The organism is Lelliottia wanjuensis (genome assembly GCF_030238365.1).
Taxonomy (GTDB): domain Bacteria; phylum Pseudomonadota; class Gammaproteobacteria; order Enterobacterales; family Enterobacteriaceae; genus Enterobacter; species Enterobacter wanjuensis.
The window spans coordinates 264,605-287,726 of sequence record NZ_JASSOT010000063.1; the positions used below are offsets into that span (position 1 = coordinate 264,605).

Genomic DNA, 23,122 nt, shown 5'->3' on the forward strand with positions numbered 1-23,122 from the left:
AACTAATCTATTGAGGAAAATTTATGAATACAAATATTGTTGACGAGCATCAGTTCCATGACAACCTAATCCGTGGAGTTATCTTTGCGTCAGAAGTTGGTGATTTTAGTTCTGATATACACTTTGATATTGACCATATAGTTAAGTGGGTTCACTGTTCTGTGAAGGAAGGTGAATCACTTTTTTCGGTATCAAGAGCACTACTAAAATTTCATGATGTTAGCGACTTAAATTTAGATATCTCTTGGGGGAATACTCAATACACCAAGTATGCAGGTTATAGTTCAGGCATCTATATTCTTGATATAATCAAAAGAAAAATAGAATCCCCACTTGCTCCGCGAGCAGAGAATTATTACGAGTGGGAAATTCTTACAACTAACAAGAATAGCATCATAAAATTTGGAGCATCATCAATGTCACTTGAGTTAATTGGAGCACCAATGACAGTAAATCGACAATATTTATTAAATGATGAGCGAAAATGACGTTTGGCTAAAGCGAAGAGTTGGGTGAAAAAGCAAAATTACACGGGACTGCATATCTAAAATTGCGGCCAAAAGTCTAACGCAGACACTAATGGACTCATTTCCCGGCCTGAAGATGATGGATCATGAAAACTGTTGAGGGAGGAGGTTCTGAACCTCTGCAAGAGCTTATTCGTCTTCCGGGGCAGCAGTACAATACAGAGACGGGGCTGTATTATAACCGGAACCGGTACTATGACCCTCGGCAGGGACGGTTTATTACGCAGAATCCGATTGGATTACGAGGGGGATGGAGTGCATACTCTTACGCTTTAAATCCAAATGAATTCATAGACCCACCAGGTCTTTATCAAATGTGTCATAGGAAATTCGATCCCATTCCAGTTCCATACGCAAGACATTGTTACATAAAATTTGAAGATGGAACAACTTCAAGCTTTGACAATAAAGGCGTTCATGCAGATCCCGCACTTAATAAAGCTGGAACGATTTGCACAGAGCAGCAAAGCTCATCATTAGATGAATGCATTAGAGAAGCTATGAAAAATTGTAAAGGGGAGAATTATAATTTCACTGAATTTAACTGCTGCCATTGTGCAGAACAGGCAATGAAGGCTTGCGGAGCGTTTCTTCCTAAAACATTATGGCCCAATTCCCCAGTGAATCCGGGACCTCAACCTGGAGAACCGGGTTATAACCGTGCACCCGTATTTGGTTCTAATCTAGGTGAAGGATAAAATGAAAAAAATATTCCTGACAGAGTTAATATGGATATTTCTATTTGTTTTTTTACTTTTTGCTTTGCAAAACACACCCGTTTATTTATATAATAGACTGGGTTTATCAGAAAATTTAATTACAATCACTGTTTGGCTTCTCCCATTTATTTGTGGCGCCAGAGTAGCATGGTGTATTAATTTTGGCGCATGGTGGTTATGTTGTGTATATGCGTTTTTAATAGCAACATCCATTGCATTGTATAATATTTTTATTTATCAGCAGAATCAACCCACAGACTTTCCAGGATGGATTGGTAGTATGTGGCTGTTGTTGATTTTTTTCAGTTTGGCCTTTGTTGATATTTTCATTGGATTTACACTCAGTATCTTGTTGAAGAAAACACTATCAAAATAAACTTGGCAGATGGTTGTCGATATTATTTATGACTGAAATTCTATTTTTAATGGCATATGAAATGCTAAAATCCCGAACTGTATTGGTCAGCAGCAGCTGGCCGATGGAGCCAGAATACACCGCGGTTAGAGGAATACATATGTACACCTGCCCCATGTTGCTGCCACAGGAGTTAATGACTGGATGGCCCTCGCACAGGCTTGTTTACATAGAGACAACGTTTGTTATGGTGGAGGGGACGAAGATCATTTAGCGCCTCAGGCAACAGCATGGGAGAAAGTTTCAGCATGTGCAAATCTCTTGAAGTAATGGCATTAACTGAGCAAATTGAAAAAGCTTTTTCATGGCGCACTAAACCAGAGGTTCTGGCATACAGTCATGTGTTACCCCATGATGAACTGTCTGAAGTCAACATATTCTCAGCACTTAGCTGGTCTGAAACGACATCGTCACTATGGGAGAAATATTTCGAGGTAATTCATTATTTCTCACCTGATGCATTTCGATATTTTCTTCCTGGAATATTAAAGGCATCGCTATCAGACAACATACCTGGTCTGATTGTGTGCGAGGTTCTGATTTCCAACCTTAATCGAAGTCCAAATGTTGATAATTGGGAGGGTTTTTTCATCAACCGGTGGACGGGATTAACCGTTGAGGAGTATGCAGTTCTTCAGGCATGGGTGCTATGGCAAATAGATTTTGCTAGTAATGAAGAAGAGTGTATGTCTCTGTCAGTGGCAATCAGAACTTTAGATATATTAAAAAGCTCTTACTAACCGGGTGAAACAGGTGTTTAAAACAGGCAGGTTTTTCAGTCTACCCGGTATTGTAAAACAATTATCAGATGGTGGGGCTCGTGAGCTGTGTTTACAAGGTGACTCTAATATGTGTTCAGTGTTTGAGTATCTAGGTGGGGAAATAACTAACCCCGATGAAGTATAAGGAGAACATATAAAATGAAAAAAGAGCATTTTTTAATGAAAATGCATTTCCCTATTGAATGGATAACGTTCAATCTATATCCTGACGTGTTATTTAAAAACCAGATTAATCTGTATCGTGAAGATAATGATGAGGAATCTTCTGAACATTATAGGAACGGAGCATTTCATTGGTGGATAAGACGAAATCCGGATAAAGACACCTTGATTAAATTGATTAATTTGACATTTCTTGATTTAGAGCAACTGATGGCTGATGATGTTCGCTCTTATATAATAAAGTGTGAGGCATTTGATAATGACTTGAAGGAATTAATGAAGGAATCATATATTTCCCGGCTTTATTCAATTGCTTCAATGCGTGATAATTCATAAGGGTGAGTTCTGGAAATAGCGTATATTCTACAGTTAGCTACCCCCGCCAAATAAAATGGAGTGACCAGTTCAGCGGGCACAGCTAACAGTGCAGCCATATACCTAAGAGCGGAAGTTTCACCTGTACCACAGCGATCACCGGGGCTGGCGCTGATTGACACTCACGACCACATTGCGTGGCAGGCCGAGTTTGATGAATGGGGAAACCTGCTGCACGAAGAGAACCCGGAAAGTCTGCAACAGCTTATTCGCCTACCGGGGCAGCAGTACGATGTTGAGACGGGGCTGTATTATAACCGGCACCGGTATTATGACCCGAGGCAGGGACGGTATATTACGCAGGATCCAATTGGGTTGTCGGGTGGAGCTAATGGATATGTTTATCCATTAGCTCCAGTAAACAGGCAAGATCCATTAGGATTGTTTGCTATTCCACTCCCACCAATACCTGTCCCCTGGGTATCGAACCCTTCAAGCGAACTAAATGACAACGCAGCGAAAGCTCTCACAAAGTGGTTTAATAAGACATTTAGTGATACAGAGGAAGAAGAGTGCCCGCCATGCAGTCCACCAGCAGGTGAAATGTTTAACAAAGTAACTCATTATGAAAAACAGGGCAGGGACCCGGATCCACTCGAGGGAAGCCATGGATGTATGGCAAAAACAGGAAGTCCTGTTCATTGGCATTATGATGTGAACAGGCAGATACCAAAAACGTGTGAGTGCAAACATGCAAAGCATGTATTTGGAGGATGTGGTGTTGCACCTTGATAAAATGGAGTCAATTCTATGAAGTATGATTTCGAAAACTATTCTTTCCATGACAATGCAATCCATGGAATATTACTGCCTGGCTATGAAAAAAACGAGGAATCTACACTTGTTTTTGATATAGACCATATTTTGCAATAGGGAGAATGTTCTGAAACTACAATTAAGACATTCTCCGTATCGCAAGCCTTACTTTCTTTTCACCATGTTACAGATTTAAATGCAAGAATATCCTGGTCAAACAGTAACTACACTTCTTCGGAAAGCGGAGTGTATATCATTGATATACAAAGGGAGGCAATTGAAACAACACTTCGTCTCCCGCAATATTTTAAATGGAATATCATTACCAATAGTGACAGCCATACTTTCTCTTTTGGAGCATCATCTTTATCATTGAAATTATTAGGCAACACCCATAAGGTCGAGAGACAGCATTTACTAAACAGTGAAAGGGAGTTTTTCCCACGCCCACTATCCTAAACGCATGATAAATGTAGCCATTTAAAGTTAAGCTATATTAATAATATAGTTATTATCACAAACCGGTATGTCATTATTTTCTACAACTCATAAAGCAACATGTCGGGTATGATATACAGGCATCGGTCTCACTACTATGAGTGATAGTGTCTGGTGATTCTTAAGTATGCATATCATATCGCCACGCATAAATTCTCACACTCAATACGAATGCCAATGGATGATGATAGGTAACGTCCGGTCAAAAAATCAACAAGAGGACCTCGCGGTCCTCTTGTGACGTTCATTCCTGGTTAACACACTCTAACTTATCATTCATAAAAAGAATGATGAGGCACATCACGCCACGTGGCTTGCCGCGATATCCAGCAGGGCCATTTCGTCGCTGTTCAGCAGTTTTTCGATATTCACCAGAATCAGCATACGGTCACCCAGTGCGCCGAGGCCGGTCAGGTATTCGGTTGACAGAGTCACAGCGAATTCCGGAGCCGGACGGATCTGGTCGGAAGCCAGGGACAGCACGTCAGACACGCCATCCACCACGATACCGACGACGCGCTGGCCGAGGTTCAGGACAATCACCACGGTGTTGTCGTTATACTCCACGTCACCCTGGCTGAACTTCACGCGCAGATCGACGATAGGGACGATTACCCCACGCAGGTTGGTCACACCTTTGATAAAGGAAGGTGTGTTGGCAATGCGAGTCACCTGATCGTAGCCGCGAATCTCCTGCACTTTAAGAATATCGATGCCGTATTCTTCATCGCCTAAAGTGAAAACCAGGAATTCCTGCCCTGATGGCTCGCCGGCCAGTTTCGTTACATTACTCATACCGGTCATGTTTTTACCTTCTTAACTAATCAGGCGGCTGTGTACGCCACACGTTGTTCACGATTTAAACCCTGAAGCGCCGACACATCGACGATCAGTGCGACGCTGCCATCGCCAAGGATGGTGGCAGCTGAAATTCCCGGCACTTTGCGGTAGTTGCTTTCGAGGTTTTTCACCACCACCTGGTGCTGACCAATCAGCTGATCGACCAGCAGCGCATAGCGGCGGCCCGCGCTTTGCAGAATAACCACGATGCCCTGAGTCGCTTCGGTTTTGGCTCCGTCGACTTCAAAGACTTTCCACAGTTCCACCAGCGGCAGATACTCGCCACGCACTTCCAGCACGCGCTCACCGCCCGCCAGCGGATGCAGATCTTCATCACGCGGCTGCAGGGATTCCATCACCGCACCCAGTGGCAGGATGAAGACTTCGCCTGCGACCTTCACCGACATCCCGTCAAGGATTGCCAGGGTCAGCGGGAGCAGGATACGGATAGTGGTGCCGGAACCTTGCTTGGACTTGATCTCAACGTGGCCGCCCATCTCCTGGATGTTACGTTTCACCACGTCCATGCCCACGCCTCGCCCGGAGACGTCAGTCACCTGCTCTGCCGTCGAGAAGCCAGGCGCGAAGATCAGCATCCCCACTTCTTCATCGGTCATGTTTTCGCTGACGGACATGCCCTGAGACATCGCTTTCGCCAGAATACGCTCGCGGTTCAGACCGGCGCCGTCATCGGTCACTTCGATACAGATGTTGCCGCCCTGATGTTCTGCGGAGAGCGTCAGGTTGCCGACCGGGGATTTCCCGGCCGCGATGCGGTTTTCCGGAGATTCGATACCGTGGTCGAGGCTGTTACGCACCAGGTGCGTTAACGGGTCGATAATGCGCTCGATCAGGCTCTTATCCAGCTCGGTGGAGCTCCCCACCTGAGTCAGTTCAATCTGTTTGTTCAGCTTGCTCGCCAGGTCGCGCACCAGACGCGGGAAGCGGCTGAAGACGTATTCCATCGGCATCATACGGATGGACATCACTGATTCCTGCAGATCGCGGGCGTTACGTTGTAACTGACCCATGCTGGTAATCAGATCGCCGTGGGTGACCGGGTCGAGTTCGTTTGAACGCTGGGCCAGCATCGACTGGGTGATCACCAGTTCACCGACAAGGTTAATCAGCTGATCGACCTTCTCAACCGCCACGCGGATGCTGGTCGATTCGCTGCTGCGGGCCGCTGGTTTTTCACGTTCCGCGCGATTTGGCGCAGCCGCGTCATTCGGTACCGCTTTCAGCGCAGGCGTCGGAGCCACCACCGCAGGCATCGCCACTTCTGGCGCGGCCATCACTTCAGCCACTTCGGCAGGCGCTTCAACAGCGGCAGCTTCGGTTTCAAAGCTAATCTGGTCGGCTTCAATTACGAAGCACAGCACCGCGACGATATCATCCTGGCTGATACCCCCATCGATGGTGGCGGCCAGGCTGTCCGGGCCTTTCACGACATTGCTCAGCGTCGCCAGGTTACCCAGCTCGTCTTCCAGCAAATTCACTTCGCTCTCTTTCAGACGAGAGAGCACCACGCGCAGCTTCGCTTCGGCTGCAGGCGGAGTCACCTCGTCGGAGGCCAGGGCATCAACCACGCTCAGTTTTGCCGCGCTGACCGCAGGTGCCGCGACTTCGCCCTTCGCTTCCAGAGCTAACTGGCGCAGAGCGTTGCAGATGTATTCAAAGCTTGCAGCATCTGGCTCTTGCGAGCTTTTATAGGCGTCGAGCTGTTCCTGCATAATATCTTTGGTTTCCAAAAACAGGTTAATAATGTCGGTGTTGAGCTGCATCTCACCGCGACGGGCTTCATCCAGCAGGTTTTCCATTAAATGGGTCGTTTCCTGCAGGATGGTAAATCCAAATGTTCCGGCGCCACCTTTAATGGAATGTGCGGCACGGAAAATGGCATTGAGCTGCTCTGAATCCGGTGCCTCAGGCACTAAATCCAGCAGATGCTGCTCCATGTCGGCCAACAACTCGTCGGCTTCGTCAAAAAACGTCTGGTAAAAATCGCTAATATCCATGCTCACGCTATCACCTCGGATTGGCTGGTGGCGATGTTGGAACGGCAGCCGAAGGCACTGCCCCTGGCTGTTTTAAATCATCCAGTGACTCATTCTGGCTTTCGGCGTTTTCGTGCAGAATGGTCTGCTCCGCCTGCTGATTGAGCACTAAAAGACTGATACGACGGTTGATGGCATCGTCCGGGCCGCGGTCGGTGACGCGCATGGTGGCGGCCATACCGACGACGCGAAGGACTTTGCCCTCATCCAGCCCACCGGCCACCAGCTCGCGACGCGAGGCGTTGGCACGATCGGCAGATAGCTCCCAGTTGCTGTATCCCTTCTCCCCGCTGGCATACGGGAAATCATCCGTGTGACCCGAGAGGCTGATACGGTTTGGGATCCCGTTCAGCACCGGGGCAATACCGCGCAAAATATCGCGCATGTAAGGCTCTACTTCTGCGCTGCCGGTTTTAAACATCGGGCGGTTCTGGCTATCAATAATCTGGATACGTAATCCTTCCTGCACCAGATCGATCTTCAAATGCGGGCGCAGGGCGCGCAGTTTCGGGTCTGCCTCGATGAGCTGATCCAGGTCGCCACGCAGTTTTTTCAACCGCGCCTGCTCCATACGCTTTTTCAGCTCGTCGATATTCGGTTCTTTCTTCACTTCACCCTTTTGCTGGGTGACATCGTCACCGCCGCCAGGGATTGGGCTGTCGCTGTTAGCAATACGGTGTCCACCCGTGACCGCCGTCGCCAGCGGGGTTCTGAAATACTCCGCAATCTGAATCAGCTCTTTCGGACTGGAGATGGAAATCAGCCACATCACCAGGAAAAAGGCCATCATCGCGGTCATGAAGTCGGCGTAAGCGATTTTCCACGAGCCATGGGAACCGTGCCCATGACCTTTGTGCTTGCGCTTTTTGACTATGACGATGGGATGGGACTGGTTTTTCATGCGTCCTCAGTCGTCGTCTGTTGGTTCGGGTTCTTCACAGCACGAACGTGTTCATCAAGCTCGACAAACGATGGACGCTCGCTGGAGTACAGGGTTTTACGCCCAAACTCTACCGCGATTGGCGGTGCGTAGCCGTTCAGGTTTGACAGCAGCGTGATCTTCACGCACTGCATCATCTTGGTGGTTTCCGCGCTCTTCTGACGCAATACCGTTCCCAGCGGCGAGATGAAACCGTAGGCAAGCAGGATCCCGAGGAAGGTCCCCACCATGGCGTGAGCAATCAGCGCGCCGAGCTCTGCAGCCGGACGATCCGCTGAGGCCAGAGCGTGAACCACCCCCATCACCGCCGCCACGATACCGAACGCGGGCAGTGAATCACCCATGGTCGCCAGCGCACTCGCCGGGACTTCGGACTCGCTTTCATGCGTTTCGATCTCTTCGTCCATCAGCGCTTCGATTTCGAAGGTGTTCATGTTGCCGCTGATGATCAGTCGCAGATAATCGACGATGAAATCCAGCATTGTCGCGTCGGCGAGAATGCGCGGATAACTCGCAAAAATTTCACTCTCTTTCGGGTTCTCGATATCACGCTCCAGCGAGAACATGCCTTGTTGACGCGACTTCGCCATCAGACGATAGAGTAGCGCCAGCAAATCCATATACATGCTTTTGGTGTATTTCGAACGACGAAACAGTAACGGGAGCGCTTTCAGCGTCCCTTTAATCGATTTACCGTTGTTACCAACGATAAACGCACCTATCCCGGCGCCGCCGATGATAATAAATTCAGCCGGTTGATAGAGTGCTCCCAGTTCCCCACCGGTAATCATATATCCACCGAAAACGGTACCGAGTACGACCAGGTAACCTAATAAGATAAGCACGACATCATCCTTCTGCTAGTGACTATGGCAGGATGTTCAGGTTGAAGACTTAACCGGATCGCAGGGTAAAAAAAAGCAGCGGTAATTGCTTACCGCTGCTGGAATCTTTCCCACACGTTCGGGTTAAACAGCTTGTTCGATCTGTTCATCCAGCAGTTGTGGATTAATATCGGCAGCTTCCGGGGAAAGTTTACGTCTTTTTACCGCACGGGAAGGCGGCTGACACAAACTGCAGGCGAAGCTACCTACGGGCTGGTGAGCGTGGGTGATAAAGTTGCCGTCGCAGCAATTACAGCGCGACAATTGCAGCAATCCACTCTCGACAAAGCGCACCAGAGTCCATGCACGGGTTAGCGCCAGAAGTGGCCCCTCTTCCGGCTGAGGACATTGTTCAAGGTAGAGTTTGTACGCTTTAATAACGGCGTCCACGCCGGTGCACAAACCCGTTTTCAAAAGAAATTGCCAGGCGTTACAAAACATCGATGCGTGGATGTTTTGCTCCCAGGTCATAAACCAATCCGTAGAGAACGGCAGCATGCCTTTCGGCGGCGGGCTACCGCGTAATTCTTTGTACAATTTGATAAGACGACCGCGGCTCAGCTGAGTCTCGCTTTCCAGCATTTGTAAGCGAGCACCCAACGTGATCAGTTCCATAGCTAACTGAATGTCGCGAGCTTCCTGAACAATGCTTTTTTCGCTCATCTTCAAGCCCTTTTCTTACGGGCCACGTCGTCAGGCTGGCTGATTTCGGTGAGAAGGCGGGTTGAAAGCAAAATTCCGGTATGGATCTGTTGCAGATCGTCTACGCGTGAATCCTGAGTCAGACGGGTAATCGTCTGATGACTGTCGAAGCGGAACTGACACACCAGCTGATTGGTTTCCGCCAGTTTGACCATCTGAGGGAGGGTTAATCCGCCAAGCGTTGTTGCCATCTCTTCGCTGATACCCAGACGGAACATGGCGGACGGTTTGTCCTGACTAATCAAACGCTGCGCAAGTAATAAGTATGACAAATTTATGTCATAGACATGTTTAAGCATCTCGGATGTATGCATTTTTCCCATCCAGAATAACCAACTATAATTTTTTATGCGGTAAGACCGCACCCCGTGATGTCGCCGGGAAAACCCCGGTAAAAAAAAAGAAAAGGCGAAAATGCATAGTCGAATTAAGGTTAAACTGGATAAAACGCGCGGTGTTTAAAATGGTGATCCTTGACCATTGCGTCTTATCATTACTTACAAATAACTAAGATTTTTCCTAATTCGAGGCAACTCTACTCGTCCGTTTTCCGACATACAATGCAGCCCCTCCCGAAATTTAAAAAAAATGTGATCCAGATCACAAAAACCACGGTATAAAAACGGAATGAACCATCAGTTTGATTTGTAATTTGAACAAATATTGACCACTTGAACGCCTTTTATATTCTTACCATGCGAATACTCATGCACAGTGACCATCGTTGCGAGAGGACCCTCAACTGTTGTTACACCAGATGCGATCAAGGCATTAACATTTCATCTCAATATTGTATACATTGATTTATTTACTTATAAAAACAATGGATTACAGCTTTAACCAAATAAAATAGTTTCGTCTGGTGATGGTAACTGACTTATTGACAGGGCGTTAAAATGATTCATCCACTCATTATTAAAATGTAGACATTTAACTTAAGGCGTTCTTTTCGGTGGTTAAGCTGCGTTATGCCACTATTCGTTTTATAAGAATAATTAATGAATAATTATGATAAGCGTCACACCATTGTCGTATTGCCCTATTGCGAAGCGTTGCGAATCGCGCTAATGGTGAAGAATCCTCTGTCTCAGGACATCAAAGGAGTGAGCTATGAGTTACTCGCATATTCTTGTGTGTGTTGCGGTGACACCAGAAAGCCATCAGCTACTGGCGCGTGCCGTCTCTATCGCCCGCCCGCTCAACGCGCGGGTCAGTCTTGTTACCCTTGCCGCCGAACCCGAAATGTACAACCAGCTGGCCGCGCCAATGCTGGAAGATATTCGTGGTCTGCTGCAGGAAGAGACCCAGCAGTTTTTGCAGGAGCTGGAAGATAAAGCTCAGTACCCTATCGCGCGAACCTTTATCGCAACGGGTGAACTGAGCGAGCACATTCTCGATATCTGTCGCAAGGAGCAGGTCGATCTGGTGATTTGCGGGAACCATAACCACAGCTTCTTCTCGCGCGCGGCGTGCTCCGCCAAGGCGATTGTCAGCTCAAGTCAGGTGGACGTGCTGCTGGTTCCCCTCGGCAGCTGATACCACCGAGGGGCGCTACTCAGGCGAGTTTAGGGAAGGTGGCGACCTTTTTTTGCAGGTTGCTCTCCTTACTGCGTGGCGTGAGCCGCTCAAGATCGCGGATAAAATGCTCCTGCCAGTGGTTAATATCGTTTTCCCGGATGACCTTCATCATCTCCGCGTGACGTGAAATGCGTTCCGTCAGCGGCATGGTGAGCGCCCTGTCCAGCGCATTCGCTACATCATCGCTGTCATAAGGATTAACGATGAGCGCCGACGTCAGTTCGTTGGCCGCTCCCGCGAACTGCGACAACACCAGCACGCCGGGATCTTTCGGGTCCTGCGCGGCAACATACTCTTTCGCCACCAGATTCATCCCGTCGCGCAGCGGCGTCACCAGCCCCACTTCCGCATAGCGGAATACCTTCATCAGAATTTTGCGCTCAAAATGTTGATTCAGATAATAGAGCGGCGTCCAGCCCAGCTGGCCGTAGCGGCCATTAATCCGCCCCGCTTCGGTTTCCAGCTGATGGCGAATATCCTGATAGGCCTGCACTTCCCCACGGGAGGTCGGTGCAATCTGCGTATAGCGGATTTTCCCGTGGTGCTGCGGGAACTTATCCAGCAGTCGCTCATAGGCCTGGAAGCGCTCCGGCAAGCCTTTGGAGTAATCCAGACGCTCGACGGAGAAGATGTTTTTGACGTTTTTCAGCTCGCTTTTGAGCTGCGCCAGTTTCGGCGGCAGCGGGCCAGAGGCATCGGCGGCGATCTCATCCGGCTCGATGCCGATCGGATAGACCTCGGTTTCGAAGGTTTTCCCCCACGCGGTGTGAGACTTGCTACGCGTGGTCAGGCGCGTTTTACCGGAGACGCTATCGAGGAACGCCAGACGGTCGTTCTCGGTCTGGAAGCCCAGCAGATCGTAATCGCACAGCCCTTCCAGCAGCTCTTCGTGCGGCGGCAAGGCGTTGAAAATTTCCGGTGTCGGGAACGGGATATGCAGGAAGAAGCCGATCCGGTTGTTCACGCCACGTTTTCTCAGCTCGCTGGCAAACGGCAGCAGGTGATAATCGTGGATCCATAAAATATCGTCTTCCTCGATTAAGGGCAGCAGTTTATCCGCCAGCAGCGCGTTGACGCGCATGTACCCTTCGAAGGATTCGCGCTGGAACTTGACCAGGTCCAGGCGATAGTGAAACGCAGGCCACAGCACCGCGTTGGAAAACTGCGAGTAATACTCTTCGTAATCCTTCTCGCCAAGATTAAAGGATGCCCACGTGATGTTGCCCCGTGTCACCTTTTTTAGCGGCTGATCCTCGTTACCGACATCCCCGCTCCAGCCAAACCAGAGCCCGCCGGCTGCTTTTAAGGCACCCAAAATCCCCACCGCCAGACCACCCGCGCTGGATTTTTTATCGTCCGGTGGCGCAATTCGGTTAGAGACTACGACTAAGCGACCCATCATGTTTTCTCCTGTTGTTATGCGCTATTTTTTCTTCTTGTTGCTGGTTAGCGACTTCAGTGACCCACTGCCAGACGCTGGCGACGTTAGGCAGTCGCCATCCGGCACAGGTTTCCCCCTGTCCGACTTTAATAGAAATCCCTCCAGCCTGATTCACGACGCGAAAACCGCTCTCGTCCGTCAGGTCATCGCCGATAAACACCGGCGTCCTGCCCGCGAACGGCGCTTCGCCCATAAAGGCGCTAATCGCCTCGCCTTTGTTAATGCCCTTAGGCTTGATTTCAACCACACATTTCCCCGGCTGCAGCGCGAGCTGCGGATGCGCGGCCACGACTGAGGTTGCCAGCGCGGTTATCGCCGCCTCGTGCTCTGGCGCCTGCCGATAGTGCAGCGCAAAGGCCATCCCTTTGGCTTCCAGCTCCGTACCCGGCAGATGCGCAAGTGCAGCCGTCAGCTGCGCCGTGAGCGTCTGAATCAGCGAGTCGGGGAGTGAGACGATATGCGCGTTGCCATGGATGTCGCGGCGCTCCGCTCCGTGCACACCGGCAAGCGGAAAGCGGTAAGGCCTGGCGAGCTCATCAAGCTCGGCCATTGAGCGCCCTGATATCAATGCCAGTGCTCCCTGATTGTCTTGTGAGAGCTGTTCCAGTACCCGGAGAATGTCGGCGGGTAACACCACCTGATCAGGGTGTGGTTTGATCTCGGCGAGGGTCCCGTCGAGATCGAAAAAGAGTGCAAATTCTCCGGTCAGTGCAGGCGGTACGGTTAACGAGTCTGCCACCCTTGTCCTCCTTACGGTTTTCGAGATGTCAGACATTTAACATCTCAGTAGCCATGTAAGTATAGACAGTGTGACGCTGCTCGCCATTTAGAACACCGCCTGCAAGCGAAGCTGGCAGGCGGTGGGAAGGTGGGACTAGACTTAAAAGTTGAGCCTGATTTTACCTAAAGGGTACGTTTCGCTTTTTGCTTGTAACGGTCGAAGATCACCGCTGCCAGCAGGATCAGGCCACGTACCACGTACTGCGAGAACGGGGAGATATTCAGCAGGTTCATAGCGTTCTCCACGGTGCCGAGGATCAGGATACCGGCCACCACATATGAGATTTTTCCGATGCCGCCTTTCAGTGAAACCCCACCTAAAACGCAGGCAGAAATCACAATCAGCTCATAGCCAATGGACGTCATCGGCTGACCGCTGGTCATACGCGAGGCCAGAATAATCCCCGCCGCCGCCGACACCAGCCCGGAGAGCACAAAGATAATAATCTTGGTGCGCACTACCGGGACACCAGCCAGACGCGCCGCCTCTTCATTCCCGCCGATCGCCAGCGTGTTGCGGCCAAAGGTGGTTCTGTTGAGCAGGAAGCCGAAAATAATCAGGCAGCCCACCGTCAGCCAGATTGGCGCCGGCAAACCCAGCCAGTTCGCGTAGCCGAGAGTAAAGAAGCGCTCGTCTTCGATACCCACCGCTTTACCGTCAGAGATAATATAGGCCAGACCGCGCACAATCTGCATAGTCGCGAGCGTGGTGATCAGGGCGTTAATTTTCAGACGCGCGATGACAAAGCCGTTCACCAGGCCGCTGAGCACGCCGAGCATCAGACCGGCGAACACGCCAATCCACAGGCTTTCGGTCATGTTGATGACCACCGCTGTCGTCACCCCGGCACAGGCGATAACCGACGCGACGGAGAGATCGAAATCCCCGGACGCCAGACAGAACAGCATTCCGCAGGCGACCATGCCTGACATGGAAATCGCTAGCCCCAGTCCTTTCATATTGATAAAACTGGCGAAATTCGGCACGAAAATCGCGCAGCCGATAAACAGGACCGCGAAGACCACCAGCATCCCGTATTGATCCCAGATGCGCCCCAGGTTAAAAGCCGACTTCGGCGCGCGGGAGGTAGTAACAGAAGACATCATTCACTCCTTGCTCAGGCGACAGCCTGGCTGACTTTAGGCATGGCGAGGCTCAACGCCTGTTGTTCATTCGCCTGTTCATGTAACAGCTCACCGGCGATATCCCCTTCGCGCATCACGATGATGCGGTCGGCGACGCCCAGCACTTCGGGCAGATCGCTTGAGGCGAAAAGTACCGCCACGCCGCGTTTTGCCAGCTCATAGATGACGTTATAGATTTCGTGCTTCGCCCCGACGTCGATGCCGCGCGTCGGCTCGTCCAGCAAAATGACTTTCATCTCTTCCGACAGCCAGCGGCCAAGAATCGCTTTTTGCTGGTTGCCGCCGGAGAGATTCATAATCAGCTGCTCAGGGCCGGGAGTTTTAATATTCAGGGAGCGAATATGGTTATCGGCGTTAATGTTTTCCCAGCGATCGTTAATTAAACACCCGGCGCGAAGGAATTTTCGCCGCGCTGAGATGTTGATATTGTCGCGAACGGAATGGACAGGAATAATCCCGTCGGCTTTACGATCTTCCGGGCAGAGCATCATACCGGCGCGAATGGCATGGGCCGGTTTCTGGATATCCACCGGCTGGCCGTCGATGTATACCTGGCCTGCGGTGATCCGCGTGCCGCCAAACAGCCCTTTCATCAGCTCGCTGCGCCCGGCGCCTACCAGCCCGAACAGGCCGACGATTTCACCGCTGCGCACCGAGAGCGAAATCGGTGTGCGCACGCCCGGCGCTTTCACGCTCTCCAGACGCAGACGTTCGGTGCCGTACTCGCGCTGTTGCCAGTGATAAATATCCCCCAGCTCGCGGCCCACCATCGCCTGCACCAGCTGGTCGTGATTCACCTGCTGCATGTCGGTGAAGGTGCGCACGTAGCGCCCGTCTTTGAAGACGGTGATCGCATCGCTCAGGGCGAAAATCTCTTCCATACGGTGAGAGACATACAGAATGATGCGCCCCTCTTTGCGCAGCTCGCGGATCACGCGAAACAGGTTGTCGATCTCGCGCGCCGAGAGGGAACTCGTCGGTTCGTCAAAGGCGATAATTTTGGCGTTACGCGCCAGCGCCTTGGCGATTTCCACCATCTGCCACTGGCCGATGGAGAGGTATTTCAGCGGGGTTTGCGGATCGATATCCAGCCCGAGATGCTGGAGCTGCAGCCCGGCTTCGTAGTTGAGCAGCGAACGATTAACGATCCCGCTTTTGTGAGGCAGTTGCCCCAGATAGATGTTTTCCGCCACCGTCATTTCAGGGACCAGGTGCAGCTCCTGATAAATGATCGCGACCCCGGCATTCAGCGCCGCCGTCGTATCGGCAAACGCCATCTCTTCGCCACGAATGGCCAGCGTGCCGGTCGTCGGGGCGTAATTTCCGCTGAGGATTTTTAACAGCGTGGATTTCCCCGCGCCGTTCTCCCCCATCAGGGCGTGGACCTGACCGGGATAGCAGTCAAAACTGATATCGGTCAGCGCGTTCACACCGGGAAAGGTTTTCCCGATGCCGCGAAAAGAGAGAGTCAGGTCAGACTGTTGCATAACGTCTCCGTGATTCCAGTAGTGTACGTCTGGCCCCTCAACATCGAGGGGCGCAATCACAACAAATTACTTACCGCCCAGCCCTTTTTTCGCCAGTTCCTCTTTAAAGTTGTCGCGGGTGATCAGCACCACGTCGGTGACTTCGGTAAATTTCGGCGGTTCGGCATCTTTGGTGACCCAGTTGTAGAGCATTTCGCTGGATTTATAGCCGTGTACGTCCGGGCTTGGCAGGAGCGAACCGTAGAAACCAGTAGCCTGCGCTTTGGAGAGTTCGCTCACCGCGTCCACGCCGTTAATGCCGATCCCGATGACATCCGGGGCTTTAAAGCCCTGACCTTCCGTCGCGCGCACGCCGCCCAGCACGGTGTTGTCGTTCATGCCGACCACCAGCCAGTGTTTCACTTCCGGATGCTGAACCAGCATCGAGTTTGCGGCGTCAAACGCACCTGGGATATCGTTGGATTTGGTGGGGACTTTATAGATCTGTTTTTCCGGGAATCCGGCCGCTTTCAGGGCCTCCATCGAACCGGAGGTGCGACGACGCGCGGTATCGAGTTCGTCCGCGGTGATCGCCATCACGGCGCTCTCTTTCACGTCCCAGCCGCGTTTTTGCATCTCTTTATAAAGTTCCTGGCCCTGACGCTCGCCGATTTTAGTCGCCGCCATCATCACCAGCGGCACGGTGTCCATCGGTTTGCCTTTGGCGTTGACGAACTGATCGTCCACCGCTATCACCTTCATGCCGTAGCCGCGCGCTTTTGCCACGATGGCCGAGCCGAGTTTCGGATCCGGCGTACAAATCACAAAGCCTTTCGCCCCGCTCGCCGCCAGGCTGTCGATGGCGTTTAAGGTTTTCTCGCCGTCGGGCACGGCAATTTTGATGACATCAAACCCGAGATCTTTCCCGGCTTTATCCGCAAATTTCCATTCGGTCTGGAACCAGGGTTCTTCCGGCTGTTTGACCAGGAAACCGAGCTTTAAATTCTCCGCCATAGCGGATTGTGACATAACGGCAGCCAGGCCGATGGCCGCCAGCGTTTTAGTAAATTTGTGCATGGTTAACTCCAGCATGAGCATTCTTTTATGTAGGGTATATTGTCGTGCTTTTTATTTAATCGGACATAAAACAAGGTATTAGCGCTCACCCATGAATAAGTGATAGTGCTGGAGATAGTTTTAGCGGGAAATTAATCATCCATAAGAGAGCCCCATCACACCGCAGAATTACAGTAATTGCGTACATAGATTCAGCGATAAATGACATAAAAAAGGCGGCTATTGTCGGACAAATAGAAGGGGATTAAGCAGAATTATCCATAGAGTCAGCTAACGCGTCCCTGTAACCCAGGCGCCGTAGCGCCCGGTTAAGAATTTACCAGGCGTAGTAAATATGATCCGCGTGATCGCGAACCGCCGTTTCATCATCCAACAAACGCGCTGCAAGCGTCAGGGCGAAATCAAAGGCATGGCCGAGACCTTTTCCGCTGAGCAGATTCTGGTCCTCTACCACCGGGGCATCGACATACACGCCATCTTTCACCGTCTCCCACAGATCGCCGGAGCAGACGTAGCGACGCCCCTTCAGCAGACCGTTTCCGCCCAGTACCCGCGCGGCGGCGGAGCAGATCGGGCAGATCAGTTTTCCGGCCTCGTCGTGGGCTTTCACAAAAGCGATAACGTCCTGGCTGGCGGCCAGATTAACGCTCCCCTGCGGCCCGCCCGGCAGCACGATGGCATCGTACAGGGTGGCGGCGCGCTCGGTCAGCGTGCTGTCGGCCACCATCGGAATGTTGTGATAACTCACCACCGCGCGCGACTCCGCACAGGCCAGGGTTTCCACTTCAATCTGCATGCGGCGCAGGATATCAATGGTAATAATTGCTTCCGCTTCTTCAAATCCTGGTGCCAGTAACACCGCCACTTTTGCCATTTTGATCCTCACAAATAAAATAGATAAAACATCGTTTCATTTTACAGAAAGTCATTGGGCAAACTCGTGGGTGGATCACAGTTCGGTCTTTTGAGAAATAGCATTGAAATCAAAGGAAATGAAAAGCCGGTCACATTAAGACAATACTGAACGGCTTTATTCTGGTGTTAATCATCCCTCCCCGAAATAAGGACATTATAATGACGACTTCAGGAATGATTCAGAAACTCAACACCCAGATGAACCTCGAGTTCAACGCCTCCAATCTCTATTTACAGCTGAGCGACTGGTGTTCCGAGCACAGCCTCAACGGTACCGCCACCTTCCTGCGTACCCAGGCGCAAAGCAATATCACCCAGATGATGCGGGTCTTCGAATATATGAAACAGGCCGGGGCCAACCCGATTGTTAAAGCCCGTGTGGTTTCCGAAGAGTCCTGCTCATCCCTGGAAGAGCTGTTCCAGAAAACCCTCGAAGAGTATGAGCAGCGCTGTACCATGCTGAAAACCCTCGCCGGAGAAGCCAAAGCGCTGCACGACGACGACACCCTCGACTTCCTGCGGGATATAGGGAAAGAGCAGCAGCAGGATGGCCTGCTGCTGAAAACCATTCTCGACGAGGTACGCAGTGCCCGACGCGCCGGTCTGTGCATGACCCAGACGGATCAACATCTGCTGAATCTGGTGAACTTTCAGCAGCACTAAAATCGTTTCGTATTACGGGAATTGTTAATTAATAGTTATCAAGTCATTGCTTTAATTGAATTTTAACAAATCAGATCTGGCTCCCAACCCATAACCTTACAAAGTGAAATGATTTAATTCATTTCACTTTGACTGACGAGGGAGCTTCATGATCACCATCGAGTTTATTGTCATTATTCTCTGCCTGCTGGTGGGAACGCGGTTTGGCGGGATGGGCCTTGGGCTGATAAGCGGTATCGGCCTTTTCATTTTAAGCTTTGTGTTTGGATTACAGCCCGGCAAACCGCCGGTGGACGTGATGCTGACGATCCTCGCGGTCATCGGCTGCGCCGCGACGCTGCAAACCGCCGGTGGTCTGAATGTGATGATGCAGTTTGCGGAGCGCTTGCTCAGGAAACACCCGCAGCACATCACCCTCCTCGCGCCGTTCACCACCTGGATGCTGACCTTTCTGTGTGGCACCGGCCACGTGGTTTACACCATGTTTCCAATCATCGCGGATATCGCGCTGAAAAAAGGGATTCGCCCGGAGCGCCCGATGGCGGTGGCCTCCATCGCTTCGCAGATGGCGATTACCGCCTCGCCCGTCTCCGTCGCCGTGGTGTCGCTGGTGTCGATCATTGGCGCCCAGCACGGCGTGGGTCAGGCGTGGGGGATCCTGGAGATTTTAGCCGTCTCCGTTCCCGCCTCACTGTTTGGCGTGATGATCGCCGCCCTCTGGAGCCTGCGCCGCGGGAAAGATCTGGCGGATGACGCCGAGTTTCAGGAAAAACTCACCGACCCGAAACAGCGTGAATTTATCTATGGCAGCACCGAAACCCTGATGAACCAGCGCTTCCCGAAGCAGGCCTACTGGTCAACGTGGATTTTCTTCGCCGGGATCGCCGTGGTGGTTCTGCTGGGTGCTCTGCCCGATTTGCGCCCTGCGTTTGAAATCAAAGGCAAAATGACAGCGCTGTCGATGAACCTCGTGATCCAGATGATGATGCTGATCGCCGGTGCGGTAATGCTGATTGCCTGTAAGGTCAACGCCTCCGCCATTTCGAACGGCGCGGTGTTTAAAGCGGGGATGGTGGCGATTTTCTCGGTGTTCGGCGTCGCATGGATGAGCGATACCTTTTTCCAGGCGCACCTCGATGAGCTGAAAATGGCGCTGGAAGGCGTGGTGAAGAGTCATCCGTGGACCTACGCCATCGTGCTGTTCCTGGTCTCCAAACTGGTGAACAGTCAGGCCGCGGCCCTCACCGCCGTCGCGCCGATGGGCCTGATGCTGGGCATCGAGCCGAAAATGCTGATCGCATTCTTCCCGGCCTCTTACGGTTACTTCGTGCTGCCGACGTATCCCAGCGATCTGGCCTGTATCGGCTTTGACCGCTCGGGTACCACCAAAATCGGCAAGTTCATTATCAACCACAGCTTCATTCTGCCAGGCCTTATCGGCGTGAGCTGCGCCTGTGCCGCCAGCTATCTGCTGGTGCAGACCTTCTTCTAAGCGTCATGCGCTGCCGGGCCTACGGGTTTTGTAGGCCGGGTAAGCGAAGCGCCACCCGGCAAAAACCTGTTTCAAAATTCAAAACATCGGTTTATTTTAGTGTGACTCACCCTGCGGTGTGAACTTGAGTTCGATAAGCGCAATGGCTTTTTGAATGGCGCGAAGCGTAACGGGGTCCGCTGCAGCAGGATGGCTGGTGAAATCGATGTTTTTCAGTTGGGTGGACATTTTTTCCCGCACTTCGGTCGGGGTGATAACGTCTAACACATCCAGGATTTGTTTGATGACCAACTGGCACGCGACGACGTCAGACACCAGTTCCTGATCGGCGCTCAGATTTTGAGACATAGGAAGCTCCTTCAATAAAGAGCGCTATAGTAGCAAAACCACGGCCCTTTCATCTTCCCTCTCGTCGAACGCAGGCATAAAAAAACCTGCCGAAGCAGGTTTTTTTCATCAGAACATTGCGCCTGGCGGTACGTCTTTGAACGTATTGCAGTAGTTAGCCCACATGCTTTTCAGGATTTTGCGCAGTTTCATTTGATGCTCCGGTAATGTGTTATGCAGGTGTTATTGTCTATCAGCATATAATATGACCAACATCACAAAAATCAACGGTTATGTGATGCACATCACGGTTAAAAAAACCACAATGCTGCGAGATTGTTATAAAAACACAAGGCAAATCCGCAGGTTAGGAACTTATAAGTTCCAGTAAATTTTTATAAAATTTTTTGATATGGCAGGGTAAAAATGAGTGAAAACATCACCGGAAAAGAGAGCCGCGGTTTGTCTCCTGCGGCGCTGCTGGTTGCCGGGGCGTTCTTTATGGAGTTTCTCGACGGCACGGTGATTGCCACCGCGCTGCCCGATATGGCGAAAAGCTTTGGCGTGCAGGCCGTGGATCTGAACATCGGTATCAGCGCGTATCTGATTACCCTGGCGGTGCTGATCCCCGCCAGCGGCTGGATTGCCGACCGCTTTGGCGCGCGCAAAGTCTTCGCCGTGGCGCTGGCAATCTTCACTCTCGCCTCCGTGCTGTGCGGGCTGTCTACCACGGTGGATCAGTTTGTCGCCATGCGTGTGCTGCAGGGGATGGGCGGCGCGCTGATGGTTCCGGTCGGTCGTCTTGCCGTGCTGCGCACGACGCCCAAACATCAGCTGATCACCGCCATCGCCACCCTCACCTGGCCCGCGCTGGTGGCTCCGATCATCGGTCCGCCCCTCGGCGGGTTTATCACCAGTTACGCCGACTGGCGCTGGATCTTCTTTATTAATGTGCCGCTCGGGATGCTGGCGATTATTCTGGCGCTGCGCATCATTCCCGACCTGCACGACGACGCGCGCCGTCCCTTTGATACACCCGGTTTTATCGCCACCACCATTGCGATGGTGAGCCTGGTATACGCCATGGAGTCGATGGGAGCGCAGCATCCGGACGGGCTTCTCACCGTCGGGCTGCTGGCGGTCGGTGTGGTGACGCTCATCTACGCCCTGCGCCATTTTCAGCACGCCGAGTGGCCGATGATTCGCCTCGACGCCCTGCAGGTTCCGACGTTTCGCGTGACGATGTACGGCGGATCGCTGTTCCGCGCCTCTATCAGCGCCGTGCCTTTCCTGCTGCCGCTGATGTTTCAGGTCGGGTTTGGCATGGACGCGTTCCACTCCGGACTACTGGTACTGGCGGTGTTTGTCGGCAACCTGACGATCAAACCCGCGACCACGCCGCTGATTCGCCGCCTTGGTTTTCGAAAGCTGCTGCTGATCAACGGGGCGTTAAATGTCCTGTCGCTGCTGGCCTGCGCAATTATCACACCGCAAACGCCGGTCTGGCTGATCATGCTGATTCTCTATCTGGGCGGCGTGTTCCGCTCGATTCAGTTTACGGCGGTGAGTACCCTGGCTTTTGCGGACGTGCCGTCGGCACAGATGAGCTACGCCAACACGCTGTTTTCCACGGCCACGCAGCTGGCGGTGGGGCTTGGGATCACGCTCGGGGCGATTGGGATTCGTATCGGGGAAAAGCTCGGGAGTGTTCTGGGTATCACCGATGTGCCGGGGATCAGCTTCCGCCTGGCCTTTGTCGCCATCGCGCTGATTTGTCTGGTGGGGATGGTGGATACGTTGCGGCTGACGAAGGATGCGGGAAGCGCGGTGTCGAATAAGCGTTAAAAAAGCCAGCTACGCTGGCTCAGGTGTTGTAGGCCGGGTAAGCGCAGCGCCACCCGGCAAAAATCAGACCACAGATTACCCAACGATACCGCGAACAAAGGCTTCGATCTCTTTGTCCTGACAGTTTTCGAAGAAACACTGCTGGAAGCGCTGGCCAGAAACCGCGGTTTTCACCAGTTCAGGATCGATGGCGCGCAGAGTATCCAGATAGTTCTCTTTCACCACGGCGGCTTTCACCTGGTTCAGAATACCGGCGTTACGCACCTGCGGCTCTTTACGCTCTGGCGGATAACCTTCGCCTTTGCGGCCCGTGAAGGCTTTTTCGAAGATGAAGCGCACGTTCAGCTCTGCGCCCCAGCCGAAGCCTTTGGCGAATGGCAGGGAGAGCGCGTTACCGTTGTTGATCTGCGCAAACAGGAAGGCATCTGCCGGGTCGATACAGTAGCCGCAGATCACGCCCGGATGAATGTTCAGTGACATCAGCGCGCCCTGCCCGGTACCGCAGCCGGTCACCACGAAGTCAACGGCCTTCGCATTCAGCAGGATGCTGGCCATAATACCCAGATGGATATAGGTCAGGTGGTGATCGTTCTCATCACTCATCCCGACGTTATAGACCGGGAAGCCCTTCTCATCGACAACGGATTTAAGTTCGTTGAGGATAGTGGCGTTTTTACCGGCCTGGCTGTTTTCCATCATCAGTGCAATTTTCATTCTTCATCTCCTGAATGCGTT

General features: G+C 51.9%; 23 protein-coding genes and 2 pseudogenes. 10 read left to right on the forward strand and 15 right to left on the reverse strand.

Going from position 1 to position 23,122, the window contains the following annotated elements; translation table 11 throughout:
* Positions 1–23: 23 nt before the first annotated feature.
* The 6 genes and pseudogenes from QQF33_RS15140 to QQF33_RS15165 form a co-directional block, all read left to right on the forward strand.
* Entirely contained in the window at positions 24–488 is a 465-nt protein-coding gene (locus QQF33_RS15140) for a hypothetical protein (protein WP_285149447.1), read from the forward strand.
* 158 nt (positions 489–646) lie between these two features.
* Positions 647–874 (forward strand): annotated as a pseudogene (locus tag QQF33_RS25870) (RHS repeat-associated core domain-containing protein); the annotation flags it as partial.
* 352 nt (positions 875–1,226) lie between these two features.
* Complete coding sequence (locus QQF33_RS15150; RefSeq protein WP_285149445.1) at positions 1,227–1,622, forward strand: hypothetical protein; 396 nt, start codon at positions 1,227–1,229, stop codon at positions 1,620–1,622.
* Between the two features lie 269 nt (positions 1,623–1,891).
* A complete protein-coding gene (locus tag QQF33_RS15155; protein WP_285149444.1) occupies positions 1,892–2,401 on the forward strand; it encodes a hypothetical protein in 510 nt (169 codons plus the stop codon).
* 180 nt (positions 2,402–2,581) lie between these two features.
* The gene (locus tag QQF33_RS15160) at positions 2,582–2,941 is read left to right on the forward strand and encodes a hypothetical protein (RefSeq protein ID WP_285149443.1); all 360 of its coding nucleotides are present in this window, start codon (positions 2,582–2,584) and stop codon (positions 2,939–2,941) included.
* A 109-nt stretch (positions 2,942–3,050) separates the two neighbouring features.
* Positions 3,051–3,367 (forward strand): annotated as a pseudogene (locus QQF33_RS15165) (RHS repeat-associated core domain-containing protein); the annotation flags it as partial.
* A 1,167-nt stretch (positions 3,368–4,534) separates the two neighbouring features.
* Here QQF33_RS15165 and cheW read toward each other — a convergent pair.
* The 6 genes from cheW to flhD form a co-directional block, all read right to left on the reverse strand.
* Positions 4,535–5,038, reverse strand: a complete 504-nt coding sequence (gene cheW, locus QQF33_RS15170; RefSeq protein WP_282495451.1) for a chemotaxis protein CheW — start codon at positions 5,036–5,038, stop codon at positions 4,535–4,537.
* A gap of 20 nt (positions 5,039–5,058) precedes the next feature.
* The gene (cheA, locus tag QQF33_RS15175) at positions 5,059–7,098 is read right to left on the reverse strand and encodes a chemotaxis protein CheA (RefSeq protein ID WP_282495450.1); all 2,040 of its coding nucleotides are present in this window, start codon (positions 7,096–7,098) and stop codon (positions 5,059–5,061) included.
* 4 nt (positions 7,099–7,102) lie between these two features.
* The gene (gene motB / locus QQF33_RS15180) at positions 7,103–8,032 is read right to left on the reverse strand and encodes a flagellar motor protein MotB (protein ID WP_282495449.1); all 930 of its coding nucleotides are present in this window, start codon (positions 8,030–8,032) and stop codon (positions 7,103–7,105) included.
* Complete coding sequence (gene motA / locus QQF33_RS15185) at positions 8,029–8,916, reverse strand: flagellar motor stator protein MotA (protein WP_282495448.1); 888 nt, start codon at positions 8,914–8,916, stop codon at positions 8,029–8,031. The genes motB and motA overlap by 4 nt, the downstream gene beginning before the upstream one ends.
* 123 nt (positions 8,917–9,039) lie before the next feature.
* On the reverse strand, positions 9,040–9,618 hold the full coding sequence (gene flhC, locus QQF33_RS15190; protein WP_107704251.1) for a flagellar transcriptional regulator FlhC: 579 nt from the start codon (positions 9,616–9,618) through the stop codon (positions 9,040–9,042).
* A gap of 2 nt (positions 9,619–9,620) precedes the next feature.
* Positions 9,621–9,971 (reverse strand): flagellar transcriptional regulator FlhD, encoded by a 351-nt coding sequence (flhD, locus tag QQF33_RS15195; RefSeq protein WP_181826511.1) that lies wholly within the window; start codon positions 9,969–9,971, stop codon positions 9,621–9,623.
* A gap of 796 nt (positions 9,972–10,767) precedes the next feature.
* Here flhD and uspC point away from each other — a divergent pair.
* Positions 10,768–11,193, forward strand: coding sequence for a universal stress protein UspC (gene uspC / locus QQF33_RS15200; RefSeq protein WP_285158089.1), 426 nt, complete (start codon positions 10,768–10,770; stop codon positions 11,191–11,193).
* Between the two features lie 19 nt (positions 11,194–11,212).
* Here uspC and otsA read toward each other — a convergent pair whose 3' ends face one another.
* From otsA to QQF33_RS15230, 6 genes are all read right to left on the reverse strand, one after another.
* Positions 11,213–12,634, reverse strand: a complete 1,422-nt coding sequence (gene otsA / locus QQF33_RS15205; protein ID WP_285149574.1) for an alpha,alpha-trehalose-phosphate synthase — start codon at positions 12,632–12,634, stop codon at positions 11,213–11,215.
* Positions 12,609–13,415 carry a trehalose-phosphatase gene (gene otsB / locus QQF33_RS15210; RefSeq protein ID WP_285158090.1) on the reverse strand — a complete coding sequence of 269 codons (807 nt, stop codon included), beginning with the start codon at positions 13,413–13,415 and terminating at the stop codon, positions 12,609–12,611. Before otsB ends, otsA begins: the two co-directional genes overlap by 26 nt.
* Positions 13,416–13,579: 164 nt before the next feature.
* Complete coding sequence (gene araH, locus QQF33_RS15215) at positions 13,580–14,560, reverse strand: L-arabinose ABC transporter permease AraH (protein ID WP_282495445.1); 981 nt, start codon at positions 14,558–14,560, stop codon at positions 13,580–13,582.
* Positions 14,561–14,574: 14 nt separating this feature from the next.
* The gene (gene araG / locus QQF33_RS15220) at positions 14,575–16,089 is read right to left on the reverse strand and encodes an L-arabinose ABC transporter ATP-binding protein AraG (protein ID WP_282495444.1); all 1,515 of its coding nucleotides are present in this window, start codon (positions 16,087–16,089) and stop codon (positions 14,575–14,577) included.
* Between the two features lie 66 nt (positions 16,090–16,155).
* Complete coding sequence (gene araF, locus QQF33_RS15225; RefSeq protein WP_095282430.1) at positions 16,156–17,145, reverse strand: arabinose ABC transporter substrate-binding protein AraF; 990 nt, start codon at positions 17,143–17,145, stop codon at positions 16,156–16,158.
* Positions 17,146–17,461: 316 nt separating this feature from the next.
* On the reverse strand, positions 17,462–18,019 hold the full coding sequence (locus QQF33_RS15230; protein ID WP_285158091.1) for a DJ-1 family glyoxalase III: 558 nt from the start codon (positions 18,017–18,019) through the stop codon (positions 17,462–17,464).
* Between the two features lie 200 nt (positions 18,020–18,219).
* Here QQF33_RS15230 and QQF33_RS15235 point away from each other — a divergent pair, with 200 nt between their 5' ends.
* A complete protein-coding gene (locus tag QQF33_RS15235) occupies positions 18,220–18,723 on the forward strand; it encodes a non-heme ferritin-like protein (RefSeq protein ID WP_285144209.1) in 504 nt (167 codons plus the stop codon).
* Between the two features lie 148 nt (positions 18,724–18,871).
* Positions 18,872–20,215: an anaerobic C4-dicarboxylate transporter gene (locus QQF33_RS15240; protein WP_095282432.1), complete on the forward strand. Its 1,344-nt coding sequence runs from the start codon at positions 18,872–18,874 to the stop codon at positions 20,213–20,215.
* A 96-nt stretch (positions 20,216–20,311) separates the two neighbouring features.
* Here QQF33_RS15240 and QQF33_RS15245 read toward each other — a convergent pair whose 3' ends face one another.
* Both QQF33_RS15245 and azuC read right to left on the reverse strand, forming a co-directional pair.
* Positions 20,312–20,563: a DUF2766 family protein gene (locus QQF33_RS15245; RefSeq protein ID WP_095282433.1), complete on the reverse strand. Its 252-nt coding sequence runs from the start codon at positions 20,561–20,563 to the stop codon at positions 20,312–20,314.
* Positions 20,564–20,671: 108 nt separating this feature from the next.
* Positions 20,672–20,755 carry a stress response protein AzuC gene (gene azuC, locus QQF33_RS15250; protein WP_014832437.1) on the reverse strand — a complete coding sequence of 28 codons (84 nt, stop codon included), beginning with the start codon at positions 20,753–20,755 and terminating at the stop codon, positions 20,672–20,674.
* Between the two features lie 213 nt (positions 20,756–20,968).
* On the opposite strand from azuC, the gene QQF33_RS15255 reads away from it, so the two are divergent.
* Complete coding sequence (locus QQF33_RS15255; protein WP_285158092.1) at positions 20,969–22,387, forward strand: MFS transporter; 1,419 nt, start codon at positions 20,969–20,971, stop codon at positions 22,385–22,387.
* A 75-nt stretch (positions 22,388–22,462) separates the two neighbouring features.
* On the opposite strand, the gene QQF33_RS15260 is transcribed toward QQF33_RS15255, so the two are convergent.
* Positions 22,463–23,101, reverse strand: coding sequence for an RpiB/LacA/LacB family sugar-phosphate isomerase (locus QQF33_RS15260; protein WP_282495439.1), 639 nt, complete (start codon positions 23,099–23,101; stop codon positions 22,463–22,465).
* Between the last annotated feature and the right edge of the window lie 21 nt (positions 23,102–23,122).